Source organism: Saccharothrix algeriensis (genome assembly GCF_016907655.1).
GTDB lineage: Bacteria > Actinomycetota > Actinomycetes > Mycobacteriales > Pseudonocardiaceae > Actinosynnema > Actinosynnema algeriense.
Window position 1 is genome coordinate 6,314,780 of sequence record NZ_JAFBCL010000001.1, and the last position, 22,878, is coordinate 6,337,657.

Annotated in this window: 16 protein-coding genes; 4 read left to right on the forward strand and 12 right to left on the reverse strand. The window is 75.5% G+C overall.

The features are described 5' to 3' along the window. Nucleotides 1–10: 10 nt before the first annotated feature. Genes JOE68_RS28455 through JOE68_RS28480 form a run of 6 tightly spaced genes read right to left on the reverse strand, consistent with a single transcriptional unit; the run spans nucleotide 11 to nucleotide 9,236 of the window. Nucleotides 11–1,171: a protein kinase domain-containing protein gene (locus tag JOE68_RS28455; protein ID WP_204845449.1), complete on the reverse strand. Its 1,161-nt coding sequence runs from the start codon at nucleotides 1,169–1,171 to the stop codon at nucleotides 11–13. Then, on the reverse strand, nucleotides 1,168–3,198 hold the full coding sequence (locus JOE68_RS28460) for a transglutaminase TgpA family protein (RefSeq protein WP_204845450.1): 2,031 nt from the start codon (nucleotides 3,196–3,198) through the stop codon (nucleotides 1,168–1,170). The genes JOE68_RS28455 and JOE68_RS28460 overlap by 4 nt, the downstream gene beginning before the upstream one ends. Then, complete coding sequence (locus tag JOE68_RS28465) at nucleotides 3,195–4,334, reverse strand: DUF58 domain-containing protein (protein ID WP_204845451.1); 1,140 nt, start codon at nucleotides 4,332–4,334, stop codon at nucleotides 3,195–3,197. The genes JOE68_RS28460 and JOE68_RS28465 overlap by 4 nt, the downstream gene beginning before the upstream one ends. Then, nucleotides 4,331–5,302, reverse strand: a complete 972-nt coding sequence (locus tag JOE68_RS28470) for an AAA family ATPase (protein WP_204845452.1) — start codon at nucleotides 5,300–5,302, stop codon at nucleotides 4,331–4,333. The genes JOE68_RS28465 and JOE68_RS28470 overlap by 4 nt, the downstream gene beginning before the upstream one ends. Before the next feature lie 4 nt (nucleotides 5,303–5,306). Further along, nucleotides 5,307–7,526 carry a fibronectin type III domain-containing protein gene (locus JOE68_RS28475; RefSeq protein WP_204845453.1) on the reverse strand — a complete coding sequence of 740 codons (2,220 nt, stop codon included), beginning with the start codon at nucleotides 7,524–7,526 and terminating at the stop codon, nucleotides 5,307–5,309. A gap of 48 nt (nucleotides 7,527–7,574) precedes the next feature. Further along, the gene (locus JOE68_RS28480) at nucleotides 7,575–9,236 is read right to left on the reverse strand and encodes a serine/threonine-protein kinase (protein WP_204845454.1); all 1,662 of its coding nucleotides are present in this window, start codon (nucleotides 9,234–9,236) and stop codon (nucleotides 7,575–7,577) included. A 303-nt stretch (nucleotides 9,237–9,539) separates the two neighbouring features. On the opposite strand from JOE68_RS28480, the gene ligA reads away from it, so the two are divergent. The 3 genes from ligA to helR all read left to right on the forward strand — a co-directional run bounded on the left by ligA (nucleotide 9,540) and on the right by helR (nucleotide 15,882). Beyond that, nucleotides 9,540–11,531 carry an NAD-dependent DNA ligase LigA gene (ligA, locus tag JOE68_RS28485; RefSeq protein WP_204845455.1) on the forward strand — a complete coding sequence of 664 codons (1,992 nt, stop codon included), beginning with the start codon at nucleotides 9,540–9,542 and terminating at the stop codon, nucleotides 11,529–11,531. Between the two features lie 1,124 nt (nucleotides 11,532–12,655). Next, nucleotides 12,656–13,405 carry a lytic polysaccharide monooxygenase gene (locus JOE68_RS28490; RefSeq protein WP_204845456.1) on the forward strand — a complete coding sequence of 250 codons (750 nt, stop codon included), beginning with the start codon at nucleotides 12,656–12,658 and terminating at the stop codon, nucleotides 13,403–13,405. 281 nt (nucleotides 13,406–13,686) lie between these two features. Next, on the forward strand, nucleotides 13,687–15,882 hold the full coding sequence (gene helR / locus JOE68_RS28495) for an RNA polymerase recycling motor ATPase HelR (protein WP_204845457.1): 2,196 nt from the start codon (nucleotides 13,687–13,689) through the stop codon (nucleotides 15,880–15,882). A gap of 155 nt (nucleotides 15,883–16,037) precedes the next feature. Here helR and JOE68_RS28500 read toward each other — a convergent pair whose 3' ends face one another. Beyond that, on the reverse strand, nucleotides 16,038–16,664 hold the full coding sequence (locus JOE68_RS28500; protein WP_307819955.1) for a GNAT family N-acetyltransferase: 627 nt from the start codon (nucleotides 16,662–16,664) through the stop codon (nucleotides 16,038–16,040). 15 nt (nucleotides 16,665–16,679) lie between these two features. After that, nucleotides 16,680–17,954 (reverse strand): phosphorothioated DNA-binding restriction endonuclease family protein, encoded by a 1,275-nt coding sequence (locus tag JOE68_RS28505; protein WP_204846337.1) that lies wholly within the window; start codon nucleotides 17,952–17,954, stop codon nucleotides 16,680–16,682. Between the two features lie 140 nt (nucleotides 17,955–18,094). Here JOE68_RS28505 and JOE68_RS28510 point away from each other — a divergent pair, with 140 nt between their 5' ends. Beyond that, the gene (locus JOE68_RS28510) at nucleotides 18,095–18,892 is read left to right on the forward strand and encodes an aminoglycoside phosphotransferase family protein (RefSeq protein WP_239562384.1); all 798 of its coding nucleotides are present in this window, start codon (nucleotides 18,095–18,097) and stop codon (nucleotides 18,890–18,892) included. Nucleotides 18,893–19,268: 376 nt separating this feature from the next. Here the strand turns inward: JOE68_RS28510 and JOE68_RS28515 are convergent, their stop codons facing one another. The 4 genes from JOE68_RS28515 to JOE68_RS28530 are packed head-to-tail and all read right to left on the reverse strand — an operon-like array spanning nucleotide 19,269 to nucleotide 22,753. Beyond that, nucleotides 19,269–20,252, reverse strand: a complete 984-nt coding sequence (locus JOE68_RS28515) for a glycine betaine ABC transporter substrate-binding protein (protein ID WP_204845459.1) — start codon at nucleotides 20,250–20,252, stop codon at nucleotides 19,269–19,271. Further along, nucleotides 20,249–21,004 (reverse strand): ABC transporter permease, encoded by a 756-nt coding sequence (locus tag JOE68_RS28520; RefSeq protein ID WP_204845460.1) that lies wholly within the window; start codon nucleotides 21,002–21,004, stop codon nucleotides 20,249–20,251. The genes JOE68_RS28515 and JOE68_RS28520 overlap by 4 nt, the downstream gene beginning before the upstream one ends. After that, nucleotides 21,001–22,113 (reverse strand): ABC transporter ATP-binding protein, encoded by a 1,113-nt coding sequence (locus JOE68_RS28525; protein WP_204845461.1) that lies wholly within the window; start codon nucleotides 22,111–22,113, stop codon nucleotides 21,001–21,003. Before JOE68_RS28525 ends, JOE68_RS28520 begins: the two co-directional genes overlap by 4 nt. Then, nucleotides 22,103–22,753, reverse strand: coding sequence for an ABC transporter permease (locus JOE68_RS28530; RefSeq protein WP_204845462.1), 651 nt, complete (start codon nucleotides 22,751–22,753; stop codon nucleotides 22,103–22,105). The genes JOE68_RS28525 and JOE68_RS28530 overlap by 11 nt, the downstream gene beginning before the upstream one ends. Nucleotides 22,754–22,878 lie beyond the last annotated feature (125 nt).

Sequence of the window (22,878 nt, forward strand, 5' to 3'; positions counted from 1 at the left end):
CGCGATCTCCTCACCTGTCGCAGACTGCGCCCTGCACACCCCTGGGCCGGCTCTCCACCACCTGCTCCCCGTCGGTGCCGCGGACCAGGAAGCAGTACTTGCGGCCGGCCTCGACCGGGAGCCTGGCGGTGCGCCGGTGCTCCGCCGGCACGGTCCGGCGCTGCTCGCCCTCCGGCCAGAAGACGACCGCGAAGTACAGCCCGTCGTCCTCCGCGGTCCACGTGAGCACGACCTGCCCGCCCAGGTCGGTGGGCTCGTCGAGGACCAGCGCGGGCGCGGGCGCGGCGCTCGCCGTCCGGTCCGGCGCCGCCTGCTCCCCGCCGCGCGGCCACCCGGCGAACGCGACCACCCCGGCGACCACCACCGCGATCACCACCGCGACCACCCCGGCGACCACCGGGCCGGCCGCGACCGCGCGCCACCGCCGCGAGGCCCCGCGGGGCGGGTCCTGCGGCCCCGGCCCGTCCCCGGTCGGCGGGAGCGACCGCTTCGCGGGGTCGGGCGCGAGCAGCCGGCCGATGGCCGTGGACAGCGCGACCGGGACGTCGGGCCGGCTGATCGCGGGCACCGGGTCGCCGAGCACGCGCAGGACGCGCTCGCCGGTCATCTCGCCGATCCGGGCGGGGTGGGGGGAGTGGCCGGTCAGCGCGAAGTGCAGCACCGCGCCGAGCCCGTACAGGTCGGTCCTCCCGTCGGTCACGCCCGTGCGCAGCGCCTCCGGCGAGACCCACTCCACGCCGTGCAGCGGATCGCGCCGGAACGCCTGCCGCGCGGCGACGCCGAAGTCGGCCAGCACCGGCTCGCCGGTGGCGCGGAACAGCACGTTGAGCGGGCTCACCCCGCCGTGCAGCACGTCGACCCGGTGGGCGGCGAGCAGCGCGCGCGACAGCGCCCGGCCCAGCGCGCCCACCTCCTCCGGCGACAGCGGGCCGGCGCGTCGCACCCGCTCCGCCAGCGACTCGGCGCACAGCTCCATCCGCAGCGCGTGCCTGCCGCCCACCAGCTCGACCCGCTCGACCGGCAGCACCGGGGCCGACAGCGCCGCGAGCCGGACCCGGTCGCGCTCGACCGCGGCGAGGGTCCGCCGGTCGAACCGGCCGGGGTACACCTTCAGCGCCGCCCCCTCGACGGCGTGGACCTCGGCGACCGGCCCCCGGGCGAGCAGGCTCATCGAACCGCGAACACCGCCCTGAGCCGCGCGGCGACCGGCCGCCGCGCCAGCGCCCCGCGGATGCCCCGCACGGCGCCCCACGCCGCGGCCACGGCGCGGTCGTCCGCGCCCGCGCCCGACCACACCGCCGCGTCCAGCCCGTCGGCCAGCCGGTCCAGGCAGTCCACCACGGCGCCCTCCGACACCGCGGCCAGGTCGCGGGCGGTCATGCCGGGCGTGACCGGGACGCCGTGGGCCCGCAGCAGGTCGCGGGCCTCCCACCAGGCCGCGACCACGCCGCGCGCGCCGGTGAGCCGCCTGCGCCGCCAGGTCCGGACGCCCTTCGCCGCCGGGATCGCCACCACCGCCAGGGCGAGCAGCGCCGCCAGGCCGGCCGCGAGCCACCCCGCCACCGCGCGCAGGTCGACGTCCGGGCCGGGGCCGGGGTCCGGCTCCGGCGCGGGCAGCGGCGGGTCGGGCAGCCGGTCCGGCGGCGGCAGCCCGGCCCGCGCCCGCGCGGTGGCCCCGGCCAGCCCGGACCCGGCCGCCGGCGCCCCGCTCGCCGCGCCGGCGGGGTCCAGCGGCACCCAGCCCACGTCGGCGACCGCGACCTCCGGCCACGCCAGCACGTCGCGGTTGCGCACCACCACGCGGCCGTCGTCGTCCGCGTCCCGCGGGGCCCGGAACCCGACGGCCAGCCGCGCCGGGATGCCGACGGCCCGGGCCAGCACCACGTAGGAGGCGGCGAACTGCTCGCTGGTGCCCCGCTTGGTCTCCAGCAGGAACTCGCGCAGCTGCGGCCAGCCGCTGCCGGTCGGCAGCCCGTCGCCCGTCGCGAGCCGGTACTCGCGGCCGAGGTAGCGCTCCAGCACCAGCGCCGTGCGGAAGGTCGCCCGCCCGCCGCCGGTGGCCGTGCGCGCCAGCTCCGCGACGCCCGGCGGGAGGTTGCCCAGGCCGCCGGTCTCGACCTCGGTCGCGACCCCGGCGTCGCGCAGCCGGTCGGGGTCGACCTCCGGTTCCCACCACCGCAGGTCGTACTCCACGGGCCCGGTCCGGCCGGGCGCCAGCAGCGCGCCGGTGTCCCGGTCCACCAGGGGCGCGATGCCGGTCACCGAGGCGGGCATCGCCTGGCTGGGCACCCACTGCCCGCCGGCGGGGACGGTGAGCCGCGCGGAGCGCGGCCCGGTCGGCACGCGCACGCCGCCGGGCGGCCCGATCCCCACCCCCAGCCGGTGGTAGCGCTCCCGCGGCGTCCACGTGACGCCGTCGAACCCGTCCAGCACCACCAGCCGCCAGCGGTCGACCGGCGCGTCGCCCGCGTAGCCGAAGACCTCGGCGTCCGGGTCCGACAGCCGGGCGGCGACCTCGCTCAGCGGGCTGACCGCGCGCGGCAGCGGCGCCTGCGCGAACCGGTTCTGCTGCAGCGAGAACGCGGGCCCCGTCCCGACCGGCGCCACCGCGACGCCCGCCACCAGGCACAGCGCCACCGTCGGCACGACCGCCGCCCGCGCCCGGGTCGCCAGCAGCCCGGCGACGACCCCGGCGTAGGCGAACGCGACCAGCGTCGCCCCGAGCCCGGACAGGGCCGCGAAGCTCTGGCTCAGCACCAGCAGCACCAGGCTCGGCGCCACCGCGACGGCGGGCCGGCCCAGCAGCTCCACCCCGATCACGGCCGCGAACAGGACCAGCAGCGGGACGAACAGGTACAGCTCGGCCTCCGGCAGCACCGGCCACGTCGACTGCAGGGTCAGCTGCCACGACTCGGTGACGCCGGCGACCAGTGCCCGCGCGCTCGCGGCGGTCGGCAGGCCGCCTGCCGTCGTGGCGAACAGCGACACCTCGACCAGCGCCACCGACCCCGCGGCGAACGCCAGCGCCGGCCGCACGGGCCGCAGCGCCGGGACCCGCAGGCACAGCTCCACGACCGCGTAGCACGCCGCCAGCACCGCCGCGACCGGCGGCAGCAGCACCCGCAGCCCGAACACCGGGGCGAACAGCAGGCCGGGGATCCCCGCGGCGGCCAGCACCCACAGCACGCGCGACCTCATCGGGCCACCACCGCCTGCCAGCGCAGCGCCGCGTCCGCGGCGTCCACCGCGGACAGCACCCGGACACCGGGGACCACCGGCGCGGGGCCGCCCAGCGCGACCACGACGACGTCGGCGTAGCGCGGGCGCAGCGCGGCGAGCGCGGCCCGGTCCGCCGCCGAGGCGACCGGGGAGACCACCACCAGGACCCCGCCGTCGGCGCGCGCCAGCGCCGCGGGGACCAGCGGCGCGCCGGGCTCGCCGGTGCGCCGCACGAGGCACAGCTCGTCCAGCAGCCGGCGGACCGCGTCGCCCGAGCCGGACCCCGTGCCCACGTCGAGGCCGCCGGAGGCGACCAGCCGGCAGCGGTGCTCCTCCCGGACCGCCGCGACCACCAGCGACGCCGCCAGCTCGACCGCCTCCTCGAAGTCCGGCTCCGCCGCCCCGCCCCGGTCGTCGAGCAGCACGGTGAACCGCGGCTGGTGCGGGTCGGCGCAGTCGCGCACCATCAGCCGCCCGGTCCGCGCCGTGGCCTTCCAGTGCAGGTGGCGCACCTCGTCGCCGGGCACGTACTCGCGCACCTCGCGGACGTCCAGCGACCCGCGCGGGGAGTCCTCGGTGGCCGCGCCGTCGTGGTGGTGCAGCGGCAGGCCGCCCGCCACCGAGCGCACCGGGTGCGTGCGCGGGTAGACCCACAACGCCGCGGCGCCGCCGAGCTGCAGCTCGCAGCGGCCGAGCCCGAGCACGTCGGAGCGGCGCAGGCGCAGCGGCCCCACCTGGTGCCTGCCGCGCCGCCCGGTGGGCAGCTCGTTGACGTAGGACTGCTCCGCGCCCGGCGCGAGCGAGCGCACGGCGATGGTCAGCTCGTGCCCGCCGGCCCGGTCCACGGCGGTGAAACCGGCCTGGCGGCGCGGGCCGGGGTTGTGCACGCGCAGCGTGAGCCCCGCCCTGCCGCCCCGCTCCACCCGGTCGCGGAACAGCTCCCGGACCACCCGCACCCCGGGCGGCCGGGCCGACACGACCGCCGCCGCGACGACCGCGCCCAGCGCGATCGCGCCCAGCGCGAGCACCAGGGGGTGGCCCGCCACCAGGCCGAGGGCGGTGAGCAGGACCCCGGCGGCGAGCGTGCCCGCACCCCTGCCCGTCAACCTCGTCATCGGGCCCCCGCACCGCCGACGACCGGCACCGGCACCTGCTCGAGCAGGTCGGCCACCACGTCCGCGGCCGTGCGCTGCCGCAGCTCGGCGTCCGGCGTGAGGATCAGGCGGTGGTCCAGCACCGGGTGCGCCACCTGCTTGACGTCGTCGGCCGTCACGTAGTCGCGCCCCCGCGTCGCGGCGACCCCCTGCGCGGCGCGGACCAGGGCGATGCTGCCGCGCGGGCTGGCGCCGTACCGCACGTCCGCGCACTGCCGGGTGGCCGAGGCCAGCGTCGCGGCGTAGCGCACCAGGGCGGTGTCGATCCGGATGCCGCGCACCTGCGCCACGGCGGCCTGCAGGGTCGGGATGTCCACCACCGGCGGCAGCTCGTCCGGGTCCACCCCGGCGCAGTCGCTGATGATCACCATGACCTCGGCCTCCAGGCTCGGGTAGCCCATCGGCAGCCGCATCAGGAACCGGTCGAGCTGCGCCTCGGGCAACCGGTAGGTGCCCGCCATCTCGATCGGGTTCTGCGTGGCGATCACCAGGAACGGCCGGGGCGCCTCGTGGCGCACCGAGTCGACCGTGACCCGCCGCTCCGCCATCACCTCCAGCAGCGCCGACTGCGTCTTCGGCGTGCCCCGGTTGACCTCGTCGGCCAGCACCACGTTGGCGAACACGCCGCCGGGGTGGAACACGAACCGCTCGTCGCGCTGGTGGTAGACCTGGACACCGGTGATGTCGCCGGGCAGCAGGTCGGGTGTGAACTGGATGCGGCTGAAGCTGCCCCCGATGCTGCGCGCCAGGCACCGGGCGAGCGTGGTCTTGCCGGTCCCGGGCACGTCCTCGACCAGCAGGTGGCCCTCGCACAGCAGCGCGGCCACGGCCAGCCGCACGACCTCCGGCTTGCCCCGGACGACCCGCTGGACGTTGTCGGCGATCCGCTCGTAGACCTCGCCGGCGCGGGTCGCGGTGGTGGTGGTCACTGTCTCACTTCCAGGTGATCGGGTCGGAGCGGGCGACGGTCCGGCCGTCGAGGCCGAGCACCGCGACCCACACGGTCTCGCCGGGAACGTCGTAGTTCAGCTCGCCGTGCGCGGCGTTCCCGGCGGCGTCGGCGGTGAAGCGCTCGGTCCGGACGTCGGCGTTGGAGCCGGAGCTGAGCCTGATCCGGTAGGAGGCGCCGGGGGAGAGGCCGGACATCGTGGCCTCCACCCACGCGCAGGCGGGCCGGTGGCAGTGGTCGGTCTCGGCCGGGCCGCCCTGGCGGATGACGACCGAGGGGGTCGCGGTGGCGGCGGGCGGTTCGTCCTTGACCACGATGGAGCTCTTCTCCCCGTCGAGCAGCCGGCCGTCGGGCGTCTTAGTCACCGCGTGCACCGTGAAGGTGTAGGTCTTCTCGGCGAGCAGTTGCGGGTACACCACCCGGGTCCCGGTCACCTCCTGGGTCTCCTGGCCGGTCCCGGTGACCACGTAGTGCACGAGCGCCCCGCCGTTGAGCGCCGGCTGCCCCCAGCTGATCCCGACGTCCCGGCTCGGCCGGTCGTCGACGTCGTAGTCCGCCTTCAGGCCGACCGGCGCGCCGGCGGGCCGGACCGGCGCGCTCGGCGTCACCGGGTTGGACGACGTGCCCGGCCCCGTGCCGACCGCGTTGGTCGCGGTGACGGTGAAGACGTAGCTCTCGCCGTTGGCCAGGCCCTCGACGCCGGCCTGGCGGGCGTCCCCGCCGACCGTCGTGGACTTGGTCCTGTCGCCGTGCCGCCACGACACCAGGTACGAGGTGACCGGGGACCGGTTGTCCGGCGCGGCGTCCCAGGTGACGAGCGCCGAGCCGTCGCCCGGCCGCGCGGCGACCGACGGCGAGGCGCCCGGCCGGCCGGGCGGCACCGGGGCCGGTGGCGCCGTGGTCGGTGGCGGCGTGGTCGGCTCGGGCGGTCGCGGCGCGGGGGTGGTGGGCGTGGGCGCGCCGGGCAGGGCCGTGGTCGGGGCCGGCGCCGGGGTGGTCGGCGCCGGGACGGCCGGAGCGGTCCGGCCCGGCACCGGGTCGGGCCGCCCGGCCGGCGGCTGCCCCGGCAGCGCGACCTGCTGGTCGGGCCGCGGGTCGGGGACCTCCGTCCGCGGTGCGGGATCGCGCTTCCCGGCCACGTCGACGTCCTGCACCGCGCCGTGCCTGGCGACGACCAGGACCTGGGTGCCCTCGGAGTCCTCGACGTAGACCCGCTCGTCCTCGCCCTTGGCCAGCCGCGGCTCGCCGTCGCCCCGCTTGACCGGCTTCTCGTCGCGCAGCGCGCCGTCGGGCCCGTAGGTCAGCACCGCCCCGCGCTGCCGGTCCACCAGGACGACGGCCTCGCCGGTCGACACCGGCCCGTCGTAGTCGCCCGGCGGCAGCGCGACCCGGACCGGGACCACCGGCCGGGCGTCCGGGTCGACCAGCAGCAGGCTGCTGCGGTCCGGGTCGAGGATCGCCACCCGGCCGGCCAGGTCCGCGGCGGCGGGCCGCGCGTTGGGCGACAGCGACGCGCCCAGCGGCCTGCCCTCGCCGAACGCGCCGCCGTCGACGGTGTGCAGGCGGCTGGTGAACAGGTCGACGAACGCGGGGCGCCCGGCCAGCACGGTCAGCGCGCCCGCGTGGTCGGCCGGCGCGGAGACCGGGCAGCCGGACAGTTCGACCCCGTCCCGGGCCAGCGTGCAGATCGAGCCGACCCCGGTGCGGTGCAACCACATCGTGCCGTCTGCGGTGACCACCGGGCTGCCGATCGCGCCGCCCGCCGCCACGACCGCCGCCGGGTCGCCGAGGCGGACCACCTTGCCCGCGTTGCGGTAGACCGCGTAGGGGCCGCCGACCGCCTCGATGCCCAGCGGGGCTTCGCCGGAGGGCGCCGTGCGCGAGCCCAGCGGTGTCAGCGTCGCCTTGTCGAACGGGGTGATCCGGCCCGGGCCGACCACGTAGCCGTGGGTGTCGCCCTGCAGGACCCGGCTGCCCTCCTCGGCGTGCAGCGGCAGCTGCGCGTCGACGTTCGCCGTGCCGCCGTCGACGTGGAACACCGCGGCCAGCACGGAGTTGTAGACCCAGTGGCCGGTCGTGGTGAACGGGGTGGCGGCCAGCGGTCGGGTGGGCCCGGCGAGCGCGCCGACCAGCGCCGCGGCGCAGAGGATGCCCAGCAGGGCGTACGGCCCGTTCCTGCGTGACGCCGAGGGCTTGGTGGTCACGGGCGGCAACCTATCCCCGTCGGCGGGGACCGGTCCCCGCCGGCGGTCTCAGGGGCTGAAGTGGAAGCTGTCGCGGATCCGGGCGAGCAGGGGCTGCGCGGCGTCCCACTGCTCCCGCAACGCCTGCGCGTCGCCGGCGAACAGCGAGAACGTCACCGTGTAGATCGCCGACCCGCGCGAGAGCGCCCAGACCCGCGTGCGGAACCACGTGGAGCCCGTCGTGGTCCGGTGGGTGTACTCCAGGTCGGCGGTGGAGCCGCCGTCGGTCAGGGCGGTCTGCTCGAAGTCGGCGTTGTCCCGGGCCGCCCGCCGGGCCCTCGCCTCGTCGGTCAGGTAGGCGAACGCCGACGTGCCGGGCCTGGTGGTGTCCCGCAGCACCCGCACGGCCGGCGCCCCGGTCCTGGGGTCGGTCTTGCGGCCCTCCCACAGGACGTAGGTCAGCGGGCCGTCCAGCGAGGGCTCGCGCCGCCAGTCCGCCGGGACGCTGATCAGGCAGGCCAGCTGCGGCTCCTGGTAGGTCTTCAGCGGGATCCGCGCGGCCGGGTCGGCCGCCGACCCGGTGGACGGCGGCGAGGCGAGCCCCCGCTCGCCCCGCGGGAGCGCGACGAACAGGGCGGCGGCCACCACGACCGCGACCGCGAGCACGACGCCGGCCGCGATCAGCGGCTCGCGGCCGGAGCGCGGCCGGCGGGCCGGCAGCGCGTCGACCGTCGGGTCGCCCGGCGCGGCGGGCGCGACCGGCGGGGGCAGCGGCGGCGGCAGGGTGCGGGTGTTGGGCGCGGTCTCGCCCACGACCGTCACCGCGCCCGCCGGGTCCTCCTCCCGCGTGGGGTGCTCGGCGCGCGCCCCGACCCCGTGCGGCGCCTGCGCGGGCGGCGCGGCGGTCCCGACGGTCCCGGCGATCGCGGCGAGCCGGTCGAGGGCCTGCCGGGCGGTCCACCGCTCGGCGGGCTTCTTGCGCAGCAGCCCCTGCACGACCGGCCACAGCCGGCCGATGGCCACGTGCGGGTCCGGCTCCTGGGACAGCGCCGCCGCCAGCGTGGCCTGGATGTCGGGACGCTGGAAGGGGGTCCGGCCCACGAGCATCCGGTAGAGCGTGATCCCCACCGACCACAGGTCGGCCGCGGGCAGGGCCTCCTCGCCGAGGATGCGCTCGGGCGCGATGTACTCCGGCGCGCCGGGCACCTGCCCGGTGGCGGTGAGCACCGAGGCCCCGTCGATCACCGCGATGCCGAAGTCGGTGAGGACCACGTCGTCGCCGTCCAGCATCACGTTGCCCGGCTTGACGTCGCGGTGCAGCACCCCGTTGGCGTGGGCGTGGTCCAGCGCCTCCAGCACCTGGATGCCGATGCGCGCGACCCGGTCGGCGGGCATCGGGCCGTCGGCGTCCAGCGCGTCCGCGAGCGAGCGGCCCGACAGCAGCTGCATGACGATCCAGGGCAGGCCGTTGTCGTCGGTCACCACGTCGTGGACGGTGATGACGCGGGGGTGCCCGCTCAGCTTGGCGGCGGCCCTGGCCTCCCGCAGCGTGCGCCGGACCTCCGGGTCGTTCTGCCGGATTTCCCGGCCGCGCGGCTGGATCTCCTTCACCGCCACGTCCCGGTGCAGGAATTCGTCGTGCGCGAGCCAGACGACCCCCATACCGCCCCGACCGAGCGCCCGGCGCAGGCGGTACCGCCCGACCACCAACCGCCCCTCCGCCCCGTCCACGCCGGTAATGTACCGGCCACGGTGCGTGTCCGGTGCGAAAGGGGCGGCATTCCCCGCGCGAATTCCCCGAACCCCGGTGATCACCGCGAATGGCCCGGTCGTGATCGGGGAGAAATGCAGAATAATCTTCGTATTCCACGTCGGAGGGTTTACCCGCGACCGCTCCACGGCCCCCCGTCCGGGTGGGCGGCGGCCGGGGACCCGGTCGCCCTCGCGGCTCGGCCGAGCGGAGCGGCGCGGGGCCGCTCGGGCGCGCCGGCGGAGCCGCCGATCTTGTCGGTGGGGCCGGGTAGCGTGCGCGCCGTGGACGCTGTGGAACGGATCCGGGAACTGGCCGACCAGGTCGTGGTGCTGCGCGACGCCTACTACCGGGGGTCGCCGTTGGTGGCGGACGCGGAGTACGACGCCATCGAGGACGAGCTGCGCCGGTTGATCGAGGCCGACCCGGGGCTGGCGCCCGACCCGAACCCGCTGGAGCAGGTCGGCGCGCCGGCGGTGCTGCACGCGCCGGTCCGGCACTCGCGCCCGATGCTGTCGCTGGAGAAGGCGACCAGGCCCGAGCAGGTGGCGGCGTTCCTCGACCGCTTCCCCGGCCAGCCGGTGGTGGTCATGCCCAAGCTGGACGGGCTGTCGCTGGCGCTGGTCTACTCCGGCGGGCGGCTGGTCCGCGCCGTCACGCGGGGGGACGGCACGACCGGCGACGACGTGACCCCGCTCGTGCGGGCGCTGGTCGACGGGGTGCCCGAGCGGGTGGCCGCGCCGGGCCGGGTCGAGGTGCGCGGCGAGGCGGTGATGCTGAGGTCGACCTTCGCCGCCTACAACGCCGCGCACCCGGACAAACCGCTGATCAACCCGCGCAACGCCGCCGCGGGCACCCTGCGCGCCAAGGACCCGGCCACGGTCGCCGGGCGGCGGATGCGGTTCTTCGCCTTCGACCTGGACACCTCCGAGGGCGGCGCGGCGGCCGACCTGGAGCAGGGGCTGAGCGCGCTCGGGTTCACCGTCGCCGACATGCGGCACTGCGACGACGCGGCGGGGGCCCAGGCGGTGATCGACGGGATCGAGGCGCGGCGCGACGAGCTGGACTACGACCTGGACGGCGCCGTGCTGCGGCTGGCCGACCGGGACGCCTACGCGGCGGCCGGGACGCGGTCGAACTCGCCGCGCGGCGCGCTGGCGTTCAAGTTCGCCGCCGAGGAGCGGACGACGGTGCTGTCCGACGTGGTGTGGGACGTCGGCAAGACGGGCAAGGTCGTGCCGGTCGCCTGGCTGGAGCCGGTGTTCGTGGGCGGCACGACGGTCACCCGCGCGACGCTGGCCAACCAGGAGGTGATCCGCGCGCGCGGCGTCCGGATCGGGGACACGGTGCTGGTGCGGCGCGCGGGCGACGTGATCCCGTTCGTGGCCGGTGTGCTGGACGAGTCCCAGCGCACCGGGGCGGAGCGGGAGATCGTGCCGCCCGCGGCGTGCCCGTCGTGCGGCCACGGGCTGACCGAGCAGGGCAACAGCCGCGAGCTGTTCTGCACCAACGTCGCCTGCCCCGCGCAGACCGTGCGCAGGCTGATCCACTGGGCGTCGCGCGCGGCGGCCGACATCGAGGCCGTCGGTCCGGTGTGGATCGAGCGGCTGGCCGAGGCCGGGCTGCTGGAGCACCCGTCGGACTTCTACCGGCTGACCAGGGAGCAGCTGCTGGAGTTCGAGCGGATCGGCGAGACCTCCGCGACGCGCATGATCGACTCGATCGCCGCCGGCCGCGCGGTGGGCCTGCGCCGGGCGCTGATCGGGTTCGCGATCCCGATGGCGTCGGAGGGCACCGCCACCCGGTTGTGCCGGGCGGGGTTCGGCTCGCTGGAGGAGGTCGCCGACGCGGGGGAGGAGCGGCTCCTGGCCGTGGAGGACATCGGCCCCAAGGTCGCGGCCTCGCTGGTCGAGCACCTCACCCGCCTGCGCCCCGAACTCGACCGGTTGCGGCGGTGCGGCGTCTCGCTGGACGTGCGCGAGGAGGACCTCCCGCCGGTCGTCGCGTCCGACGCGCCGCTGGCCGGCAAGACGGTGGTCATCACCGGCGCGATCAACGACCCGCGCTCGGGGGAGAAGGTGCCGCGCCCGGCGTTCCAGCGCCTGTGCGAGAAGGGCGGGGCCACCATCGCCTCTTCGGTCTCGGCGAACACCGACCTGCTCGTCACCGGGGCCGAGGTCGGCGCGAGCAAGATCGCCAAGGCGGAGAAGCTGGGCGTCGAGGTCGCCGACCAGGGCGTCATCTGGCAGCAGTTGATCGCGGCCAGGGTCGTCTAGGGCCGGCCGGGCCGCGTCGCGCGGCTTGGCACGGGGCCGCGCTCGGCGTGGCTTGGCGCGGGGGCTGCGCTTTGCAGGGCTCGGCGCGTAGGGCCGCGCTCGGCACGTCTCTGCGATGGGGCCGCGCTCCGCGCGGCGGCACTCCAGCTCTCCCCACAGGCCGCGCTCCGCGCGGCGGCGCTTCAGCGCAGCGGTGTGCCTCGTGTTCTCCCCGTACGGCCTGGGCGCAGCCCAATCATCTTTGTCGGGGGGTGTCAAGCACGCTCTTCGCTTGACACCCCCCGACAAAGATGATTGCCTCCGGCAGGCCGTACGGGGAGAACACGACGCACTTCCCTTCTCCTTGGTGGCCTCTTGGCCGCTCTTCATACTAAGATCGCGCACCGATCCAGGAAATATTTAGGTGCCGCACCGATCTAAGATCAAAAACCAAAAGAGTCCTCGCCGGACAGGCAGGCCGCCAAGGAGAATGAAAAGAAACAGCGGTCGTGTTCTCCCCGCATGGCCTGTCTAAAGACGACCATGCTTTTCCTGGGGGTGCAAGCGAAAAGCGTGCTTGCACCCCCAGGAAAAGCATGGTAGCCCTCCGGGCAGGCCATACGGGGAGAACACGAGGCGACCGGTCTGCACGGGGCGTGCCGAAAGCCAAAAGCGGAGAGTGGAAGCGGAAGCGGTGTGTGCTGGGGTGTGGTGCGGGTCTGGTTGGGGGGTGTGGGTGCTGTGGGTGCGTTGGGCCGCAAGGTGTAGGCGGATGGGCTGAGGTGGTGAGCGTGTCCACACAGTTCTTTCGGTTAAGAAGTCGCTGCTGTTAATGCGCTGCCGGGGGTGCGGTGGAGGTGGGGAAGCGGCACTCTGGGAGGCGGTCCCGCCGTGCTGAACCGTTCGTCCCGTGACCGCCTCCCGGCCCGCGCGTTCTCTGTTCGACCGCGCGGAACAGGGCGGTCGCGGCCGGTCGGAGCAGTGGGGTCGGGATCTTGACTCGGACCACGTCCACGGATATGGTCTAGACCACTTGCCGGATGTGACCGCCGTTCGCGGGCGTGCGCACCCGGCTTGATCCGGTCGCCGCGGAATTGGACCCTGCCCAGGGAATCCCCTTGGGGTTCCTCCGAAGGAGCTGGACAATGAGTGTGAAACGGAAGCTCGCGGCGGTGCTCGCGGGCGTGGGCATCGCCCCGTTCATCGTCGTGGTGTCAGCGGGGACGGCCAGCGCGCACGGCTACATCACCTCGCCGCCCAGCCGGCAGGCGGTCTGCGCCGCGGGCAAGGTCTCCAACTGCGGCGACATCATCTACGAGCCGGCGAGCGTGGAAGGTCTGAAGGGGCAGCAGAACTGCCACGGCGGCGACGGCCGCTGGGCGCCCCTGAACGACGACCGCAAGGCGTGGCCCGCCACGCAGGTCGGCAACAACGTCTCGTTCAACTGGCTGATCACGGCCAACCACTCCACCTCCACGTGGCAGTACTTCGTCGGCGGCAGCAAGATCGCCGAGTTCAACGACCACGGGCGCCAGCCGGGCCGGACGGTCAAGCACGACGTGAGCCTGGGCGGTCGCACCGGCCGCATCAAGCTGCTCGCCATCTGGAACATCGCCGACACGGCCATGGCGTTCTACAACTGCGTCGACCTCCAGGTCGGCCCCGGTGGCGGCCCCGGCCCGACGACGACCACGACGCCGACCACGACGACCACCGAGCCCACCACCACGACGACCACCACCCCGCCGGTGAGCGGTCCGTGGACGACGGGGGTCGCGTACTCGATCGGCTCGCAGGTCACCTACGGCGGCTCGTCCTACCGCTGCCTCCAGGCCCACACCTCGCTGGCCGGCTGGGAACCGCCGAACGTCGCTTCCCTCTGGCAGCGCGTGTAGGTCGCAAGCCGGCCCTCGCGCCGGGGTGCGCCACAACCGCACCGCACAGCAGTTCCGCGTCGCAGTCGCCCTCGGCGGCTGCGACGCTGCTGTTCCGGGGAAACCGCCCCTGGTCCGGTCCGCGACGCCCGCTCGGCCGGACACCTCGCGCCGGGGGAGCGCGACACAGTGCGGCACAACAGGTCTTGACAGCGGCCGGACAATGAAAAGTCGGCGTGCTCTCCGAAACTCGAAGGAGAACCCGCCGAACCTAATGCCAAGTTAGCCGCTGTGAGGGGCATGTGTCAACTCAGGGGTACGAAGACGAGCTGCGGTCCGAGCGGGACTACGTGGCCGGGCTCTACGAGCGGCTCGACGCCGAGCGCGCGCGGGTGAAGGGCGCGTACGAGGCGGCGTTGCGGGGCACCGGTGGGACCCCCATGGAGCGGGATTTCGAGGTGCGCGCGCTGGCCAGGGAGGCGAAGCGGCTCGACGTGGCGGACAACGGGCTGTGCTTCGGCCGGCTGGACGGCCTCTCGGGCGACCGCTCCTACATCGGCCGCATCGGGATCTTCGACGAGGGGGACGAGTACGAACCGGTGCTGCTCGACTGGCGGGCGCCGGCGTCGCGCCCCTTCTACGTCGCCACCGCCGCCAACCCGGAGGGGATGCGCCGCCGCCGCCAGTTCCACGCGCGGGGCCGCCGGGTGGTCGACTTCACCGACGAGGTGCTCGGCCGCCCCGACGGGCGGGAGCGCGGCGACGCCGCCCTGCTCGCGGCGGTCGACGCGCCGCGCGGCGAGGGGATGCGCGACATCGTGGCGACGATCCAGGCCGAGCAGGACGAGGTCATCCGGCTCGACCACCCCGGCGTGCTGGTGATCGAGGGCGGTCCGGGGACCGGGAAGACGGTGGTGGCGCTGCACCGCGTCGCCTACCTGCTCTACACCCAGCGGGAGCGGATGGAGCGGCACGGCGTGCTCGTGGTCGGGCCCAACCCGGCGTTCCTGCACCACATCGGCCGCGTCCTGCCGTCCCTGGGCGAGTCCGACGTGGTGTTCACGACCCCCGGCGGCCTCGTGCCGGGCCTGCGCGCCACCGCCGAGGACACCCCGGAGGTCGCGCGGCTCAAGGGGTCGCTGGAGATCCTCGACGTGCTCGCGGCGGCGGTCGCCGACCGGCAGCGGCTGCCCGAGCGGCCCGTGCCGGTCGAACTCGGCGGTGTCGCGGGGCGCGTCGACGCCGAGACCGCGCAGTGGGCCAGGGAGGAGGCGCGGGCGAGCGGCCTGCCGCACAACGAGGCCCGCGCCGTGTTCACCGAGGTCATCACCTACGTGCTCACCGAACGGGCCATCGCGCGGATCGGCCGGGGCTGGCTGACCAGGCAGGACCGCGCGGGGTGGGAGCGGCTGCGCGCGGACCTGGTCGAGGAGCTGGCGCAGGACGGGGCGTTCACCGCCGTGCTCGACGAGCTGTGGCCGGTGCTGACGCCGCAAGCGGTGCTGGCGCGGCTCTACACGTCCCCCGAGCGGCTGCGGGCGGCCGGGGCCGACCCCGCGCTGCTGCGCTCCGACGGCGAAGCCTGGACGGTGTCGGACGTGCCGCTGCTGGACGAACTGGTCGACCTGCTGGGCCGCGACCGGCCGGCCGACCGGGCCGCCGAGCGGGAGCGGGAGCGGGAGGCCCGGTACGCCGCCGAGGTGCTCGACGGCCTCGTCGGCCGCCAGGACTCGATGGACGACGAGGACCACCTGTTCGCCACGGACCTGCTCCACGCCGAGGACCTGGCGGACCGCGTCCTGGAGCGCGACACCCGCGAACTGGTCGAACGCGCCGCGGCCGACCGGGACTGGACCTACCGGCACGTCGTGGTGGACGAGGCCCAGGAACTGTCCGAAATGGACTGGCGGGTGCTGATGCGCCGCTGCCCGGGGCGGTCCTTCACGGTGGTCGGCGACCTCGCCCAACGCCGGTCGGCCGCGGGCGCGACGTCGTGGGCCGCCGTGCTGGAACCGTACGTGCCCGGCCGCTGGGTCTACCGGCCGCTGACGGTGAACTACCGCACCCCGGCGGAGGTCATGGCGGTCGCCGCCGCCCTGCTGGCCGACTTCGCCCCGGACGTCCGACCCCCGGACTCGGTCCGCGCCTGCGGCGTCCGACCGTGGTCCAGGCGGGTCACCGAGGACGAACTGCCCGCCGCCGTCGAGGAGTTCACCCGGGAGGAAGCCGCGCGCGAGGGCACCAGCGTCGTGATCGGCCCGCCGGGCGTGCCGGGGGCGGTGCCGGCGTCGGAGACCAAGGGCCTGGAGTACGACGCCGTCCTGGTCGTGGAACCGGGGCGGATCCTCGCCGACGGCCCGCGCGGCGCGGCCGAGCTGTACGTGGCGCTCACCCGGGCCACCCAACGCCTCGGCGTCCTGCACCGGGACCCCCTGCCGGCGGCCCTGTCGGGCCTGGTGGAACCGGGAGCACCCGCCCGGTCGGGCGACCGGCGGTAGGGGCGGCGACCCGCGCGCGGCCGGGCGGGGGCGGACCCGGCCGCGCGCGGACCTCCCGCTTGCGCCTCCCGGCACACCGGGCGCCTTCTCGTTCCCCGCACCGGATCGATTCGGTGGTTGGTCGCGGCGGTCGGCCGTTGCCGGTCCGCGGGCGCTCAGGGGGGTGGCGGCCCCGCGGTTTCCGGCAGGTGCGCCGCGACCACCTCCGAGTCGACCCGCCAACCCAGCGACTCGTACAGGCGACGGCCCTCGACCGTGCTGACGAGAACCGCGACAACCGCGCCGCGCACCTTCGCGTGCACGCCGATCGTGCTCATCACGTGCCGGCCCAGGCCGCGCCGCCGGTGTGCGGGCTCTGTCACGACCTGGTCCACCACGGCCACCCCGCCGTGCACCGCGAACCGGCCGCGCGCGGCTCGCGCGCCGTCCGAGGCGACCACGACAACCTCGTGGAACCCGTGCTCGCGCACGAGCCCGGTGCGGTACCCGGCCGGCGCGGCGACCGGTCCACCGCTCCCGCGCAGGGCGGTGCTCATCAGGAACTCCGGTTCGTCCAGCACCCAGCGGGGGTCGAGCAGCGGGGCCACGGCCTCGCGCCGCCCGCAGACCTTGAGCCACGTGCCCGGCTCCGCCGCCGCCCGCTCCCGCACCGACTCCGTGCCGGGCAGCACGAACCGGACGCGGTGGCCCGGCACGCCCACGTCGATCCGGAACCCGTCGGCCTCCTCGACCGGTTCCGGCGCGCCCCTGCACGACGACCAGCCCCGCACCCATTCCCGCACGCGCTGCTCCACCGGTCAGCAGCCCCCACTCCCGACCGGGGCGCCGGGCTGCCGCTCCGCCGTCGCGGCGTTCGCCCGCTGCGCTTCGACGACGCCCCGGAGTTCGGCCGGGGTGAGCCAGCGCGTGCCGCGGTGGACCATCCGGTGGCAGTTCGCGCACAGCACCGCCAAGTCCTGCAACTTCGTGGTGGTCTCGCCCGAGACGTGCAGCGGCACGACGTGGTGGCACTCGGCGTACCCCTCGCCCCTGGCGCCGTAGGCGCGGTGGAAGTCGAACCCGCACACCTCGCACCTCAGGGCGCCGTGCTCGCGGAGGGCCTCGGCGAGCTTCTTCCTGCGCAGGCGCGGATCACGCTCCCGGCGCAGGTGCCTGCGCTCCAGCAACCGCCCCTCCCGCGCCGCTCCCTCGTCGTCGACCACTTCGTCGGCGTCGGGCAGGTCGTCGAAGTCACCGGCCGCGACACCGGCGCGCAGCTGCGCGGCGCAGGCGTGCATCTCCTGCGGGCGGTCCAGGAACGCCTGCAACACCTCGCGGTCGAGCCGGCCGCCGTTGGTGTGCCGGCGCACCGAGTCCGGGTGCCGGGTGGCGATGTCGGCCATCTTCCGGCGCACGCTGCTCGGGCTGCGGAACTTCGGGCCGCGCACCGCGGTCGGGTGGACGGGCAGTGACCGCAGCACCTCCGACAGCTCGACCACCAGCGGGTTCTCCGAGGGCAGCTCGTGCCACCCGTTGCGGGCGACCAGGTCGCAGGCCAGGACCAGCTCGTCCCACGCCCACGCCGGGTCCCTCCCCGGGGAGCCGCCCGCCGTGCTCGTGCCACCCGCGCCCGAGCCGGCCGGGTCGCTGTCGTCCAGACCGGTCAGCTGCCGCGCTTCGGCCGCCGGGCCGTCGTGGAAGAACCGGTCGAGCAGCGCCCGGACCACCTCCGCCCGGACCACCGGGTCGGCGGTGAGCCGGTCGTGGAGCTCCACCGGCAGCCCACCCCGAGGGTCGTGCTCCTTCAGCCACCTCAACGGGACCGAGCCGTGCGCACGGGGCGCCTCCGCCCCCGCGTCCGCCAGCTCCCACCACCGCGTCCCGGCCAACGCCACGAACGGGTACTCCGGCGTCGGGCGGCTCCCCTCGCGCCCCAGCGCCACGAACAACGGCCGCAACTGCCCCTGCGCCTCGGACCAGCGCACCAACCGCGGCAACCCGCGCGCGGCCCTGCCAATCGCCCACAACAACAAGATCCCCTGGTGCCGCACAGGCCGCTCCGGAGCACCGGCCGGAGCCAGCTCGTCGACCATCGCCACCAAGTCCCCAGCCGCCACCACACGCCTCCCCACTAGGTTGACGACAGCATAGGAACCACCACCGACAGCGGACCGGATCGCCGAGCCGCGCCACGGCGCGCCGCCGGGGTCGACGGACGAGGAGGAGACCGGGGTTGAGCACCGGATCGAGCGGGCAGGCCGTGGAGCAGGTGCTCACGGGCGGGCTCAACGAGGTCGTCCGCGTCGGCGACACCGTCCGCCGCAGGCGCGGCCCGTGGAGCGAGCGGGTCACGGCGCTGGTGCGGCACCTCGAACGGGTGGGTTTCCGGCAGGCGCCGCGGTTCATCCGCGCGGAGGGCGACTTCGAGGTGCTGGAATTCCTGCCGGGCGAGGTCGGCTCCTACCCGCTGACCCCCGCCGCCCGCAGCACCACCGCGCTGGTCTCCGCGGCGAGGCTGCTGCGCGGCTACCACGACGCGACGGCCGACATCGCGACGAGCATGCCCGGCGGCTGGATGCTCGCCGACCACGAGCCCGCCGAGGTGATCTGCCACGGCGACTTCGCGCCCTACAACTGCGTGCTGCGCGGCGAGGAGGTCGTGGGCCTCATCGACTTCGACACCGCGCACCCCGGCCCGAGGTCCCGCGACCTCGGGTACGCGGTCTACCGGTTCGCGCCGCTGACCGACCCGGCGAACGAGGACGGCTTCGGCACGGTCGGGGAGCAGGCCGCGCGGGCCGGGCTGTTCTGCGACAGCTACGGCCTGACCGACCCCGCCGCCCGCGCCGCCGTGATCACCGCCGCCGTCGACCGGCTGCGCGACCTCGTGGAGCACATGCGCGCCCAAGCGGCGGCCGGGCACGAGGGCTTCGCCGCGCACGTCGCCGACGGCCACGACGAGCTGTACCTGCGCGACATCGCCCACATCGAGGCCAACGCCGCCGCGTTCGCCGCCGCGCCGGCGGGGTGACCGGGGGGTGGTGCGGTGACCCGCCGGTCACCCTGCCGGCGGGTCGGCGACCCGTCGCCGCGCTCCCGGCCCGGTCGCGGATCGCCGGGTCCAGGGCGCGCAGCACGGTCTCGACCGCGTCGGGCGACTCGCCGATCCCGGCCGGCTCGACGGTGGGGTGCTTCCGCACCACCACGTCGTCGGCGTGCGGCAGGGCGGCGTGCAGCGGGGCTGCGTGCAGCGCCGGCTGCGTGCGCAGCTCCGCCCGGGACTCGGCCGGGCGCGGCGCCGACGCCGCCGCGCGGTCGAAGACCTCGCGGTGCCCCGGTGCTCCAGCGCCGACACCGCCTGCGCCCACGCCGCGCGGTAGCGGTCCGCGACGTCGGGCGCGGACCGCTCAGGAGTCCGGGTTCGTCACGAAACCCTTGTCCACCAACCAGTCCCGGGCGACCACGGCCGGGTCGCGGCCCTCGACGTCCACCTCGGCGTTGAGCCGGCGGATCGTGTCGTTGTCCAGCTCCGCGACGACCGGCGCCATGACCTCCGCGATCCGCGGGTGCGCGTCGGCGAACTCGTCGCGCAGCACGATCGCGGCGTTGTACTGCGGGAAGAACCGCCTGTCGTCCTCCAGCACCACGAGGTTCAGCCCGAGGATCCGGCCGTCGGTGGTGAACACCTCGCCGAAGTTGCACGACCCCTGCGCGGTCGCGGTGTAGATCGTGCCGATGCCGAACGTCTTGACCTCCACCGAACCCGGGTCGAACCCGTAGGCCCGGGCCACCCCCGGGAACCCGTCGTTGCGGCTGGCGAACTCGGTCTCCAGGCAGAACACGCCCTCGCCGGGGTCGCGGCGGATCAGCTCGGCCATGTCGGACGTGGTCCGCAGGCCGTGCTCGCGGGCGTAGGTCTCGGTGACGGCGAACGCGTAGGTGTTGTTCACCGCCGCGTACTCCAGCCACCGCAGGCCGTTGCGGGCGAGGTCGGCGTCGCGCACGGCCTCGTACTGCGCCCGCTCGCCCGGGACCGGCTCGGTGTTGCCCAGGTAGCTGATCCAGCCGGTGCCGGTGTAGTCCCAGGACAGGTCGATGTCGCCGGTGATCAGCGCCTGGCGGGAGCTGTTGGAGCCCTGGATGTTGGTCATGTCCCGCACCTCGGCGCCGGCCGCGGTCAGCGCGACCTCGGCGATGTAGCCCAGGACCTGGTTCTCGGTGAAGTCCTTGGACCCCACCGCGACGGCCACCCCGGACAGCTCCGGCGCCGGCCGGATCGAGCCGGGGCCCACCTCGAACGGCAGCGCGAACGAGGACTCCAGGCCGCACCCGGACGCCAGCAGCGCCGTGGCGGCCACCAGCGCGACCAGCCGCCGCCGCTGCCCGCTCACCGCAGCCCCTTCGGCCCGAGGAAGGTCTCCGCGACGGCGCCGAGCCAGTCGACCAGCAGGGCGAGCCCGACGGCCAGCACCGCGCCGGTAACCAGCACCGGGACGCGGGCGAGCTTGTAGCCGGTGTCGATCAGCAGGCCCAGCCCGCCGCCGTTGACGAACACCGCCAGGGTGGCCACCCCGACCGCGTGCACCAGCGCGGTGCGCAGCCCGGCCAGGATCAGCGGCACCGCCAGGGGCAGCTCGACGCGGCGCAGCACGGTCGCCGCGGACATGCCGATCCCGCGCCCGGCGTCGACCAGCGCCGGGTCGACGCCCTGGAGGCCGACCACGGTGTTGCGCAGCACCGGGAGCAGTGTGTAGAAGGCGATCGGCAGCACCGCCGCCCACAGCCCCTCCAACCCCGACACCAGGAAGAACAGCACCAGGATGCCGATGGCCGGCGACGCCTGGCCGATGGTGGCGATGCCGAGGAACACCGGCGCCGCGCGGCGCGCCCACCGGCGGGTCAGCACCACGCCCAGCGGGACGGCCACCACCAGGACCAGCGCGGTCACCACGAGGCTGATCACCAGGTGGTCCCGGGTGGCCGACACCAGCGCCGGCCCGTTGAGGCTCTGCCGCTCGATCGAGTCGAGGTCCCGCGAGAACGCCCAGGCCAGCACCCCGCCGACCAGCGCCACCACGGCCAGCGGCTGGACCAGCAGCCGCGCCCGGTCGGCGCGCCGCCGCTGCCGCACCGCGGCCGTCACGAGCCCGGCTCCGCGTGGTCCTCGCGCAGCTTGCGCACCGCGCCGATCACGGTGTCCATCTCCACCAGGCCGACGTACTCCCCGCGCGCCCCGGTGACCACCGCCGCGCCGCCCTCGGTGAGGATCGCCTCCAGGGCGTCCTGCAGCGTCGAGCGCAGCGACACCGAGTCGCCGACCGGTCGGGGCTGCCCGGGGTGGCGGACGTGCGCCCAGCCCACCGGCCGGTCGCGGGCGTCGAGCAGCAGGGCGTGGTCGCGGCCGGACCCGAGCAGCCTGCGGCGGACCTCGGCGGGGTCGTCGGTCACCCGCGCGGTCACCGCCGAGCCCAGCTCGACCTCGCGCACCCGGCGCAGCCGCAGCTGCTTGAGCGACGCGCCCGCGCCGACGAACCCGGCGACCGTGTCGTCGGCCGGGTTGGCCAGGACGGCCTCCGGGACGTCGTACTGGAGCACCCGCGACCGCGGGCCGAGCACCGCGATCCGGTCGCCGATCTTGACCGCCTCGTCGAAGTCGTGCGTGACGAACACGATCGTCTTGCGCAGCTCCGCCTGCAGCCGCATCAGCTCGTCCTGCAGGTTGCCGCGGGTGATCGGGTCGACCGCGCCGAACGGCTCGTCCATCAGCAGCACCGGCGGGTCCGCCGCCAGCGCCCGCGCGACGCCCACCCGCTGCTGCTGGCCGCCGGAGAGCTGCCGGGGGTGGCGGTCGCGGAACTCGGCCGGGTCCAGCCCCACCAGGTCCAGCATCTCGTCCACCCGGTCGGCGACCCGCGACCTGGACCACCCCAACAGCCCCGGCACCGTGGCAACGTTCTGCCCGACGGTCAGGTGCGGGAACAGCCCGGCCTGCTGGATGGCGTAGCCGATGCCGCGGCGCAGGTGGTCGGGGTTCAGCGACCGGGTGTCCACGCCGTCGAGGGTGATCCGGCCCGACGTCGGCTCGATCAACCGGTTGATCATCCGCATGGTGGTGGTCTTGCCGCAGCCCGACGGGCCGACCAGGACCACCGTCTCGCCCGCCCGGATGGTCATGCTGACCGAGTCGACCGCCGGGGCGGCGACGCCGGGGTAACGCTTGGTCACGTCGATCAGCTCGATCTCACCGGCCACGGATCCCCCTGGGTGTGGTGTGGCGGCCGATCAGCGCGAAGACCCCGTCCAGCAGCAGCGCCAGCACGACGACGCCGAGCGTTCCCGCGATGGCCTGGTTGGTGGCGTTGGCGCTGCCCGCCCTGGTCAGCCCGGCGAAGATCTCCACGCCGAGCCCGGGGCCGCGGACGTAGGCGGCGATCGCCGCGATGCCCATCAGCATCTGGGCGGCGACCCGCGTGCCGGTGAGGATCGCCGGCCACGCCAGGCGCAGCTCGACCCTGGTCAGCACGCCGAGCCGGCTCATCCCGACGCCCCGCGCCGCGTCCCGCACGGCGCCGTCCACCCCGGCCAGCCCCACGATCGTGTTGCGCACGATCGGCAGCAGCCCGTACAGCACGAGCGCGACGACGGTCGGCTCCGCCCCCAGGCCCAGCACCGGGATGAGCAGCCCGAGCAGCGCGAACGAGGGGATCGTGAGGATCGCGCTGGTCAGCGCGGTGGCGATGGAGGAGCCCAGCGGGCTGCGGTGGACCGCGACCCCGATGCCCACGCCGATGGCCACGGCGATCAGCGTGCACTGCACCACGGCGCTGACGTGCAGCAGGGATTCCACCAGCAGCCGGTTCCACCGGTCGGCCACGAACTCCCAGAAGCTCACGGCCGCGCCCCGGGATGCCGGCCCGCCGGCGGGCCGCTCCGACCGGGGGCGGCGGTCGATCGGGCGGCGATCGGGGCGCGCACTGGGGGAAGGATCATCGACCACCTCTGCCGGGACGGACACCG

Coding starts and splice junctions, on each gene's coding strand:
- JOE68_RS28490 (WP_204845456.1), top strand. CDS start 12,656: ATGAGTGTGAAACGGAAGCTCGCGGCGGTGCTCGCGGGCGTGGGCATC.
- JOE68_RS28460 (WP_204845450.1), bottom strand. CDS start 3,198: ATGAGGTCGCGCGTGCTGTGGGTGCTGGCCGCCGCGGGGATCCCCGGC.
- JOE68_RS28455 (WP_204845449.1), bottom strand. CDS start 1,171: ATGAGCCTGCTCGCCCGGGGGCCGGTCGCCGAGGTCCACGCCGTCGAG.
- JOE68_RS28465 (WP_204845451.1), bottom strand. CDS start 4,334: ATGACGAGGTTGACGGGCAGGGGTGCGGGCACGCTCGCCGCCGGGGTC.
- JOE68_RS28505 (WP_204846337.1), bottom strand. CDS start 17,954: ATGGTCGACGAGCTGGCTCCGGCCGGTGCTCCGGAGCGGCCTGTGCGG.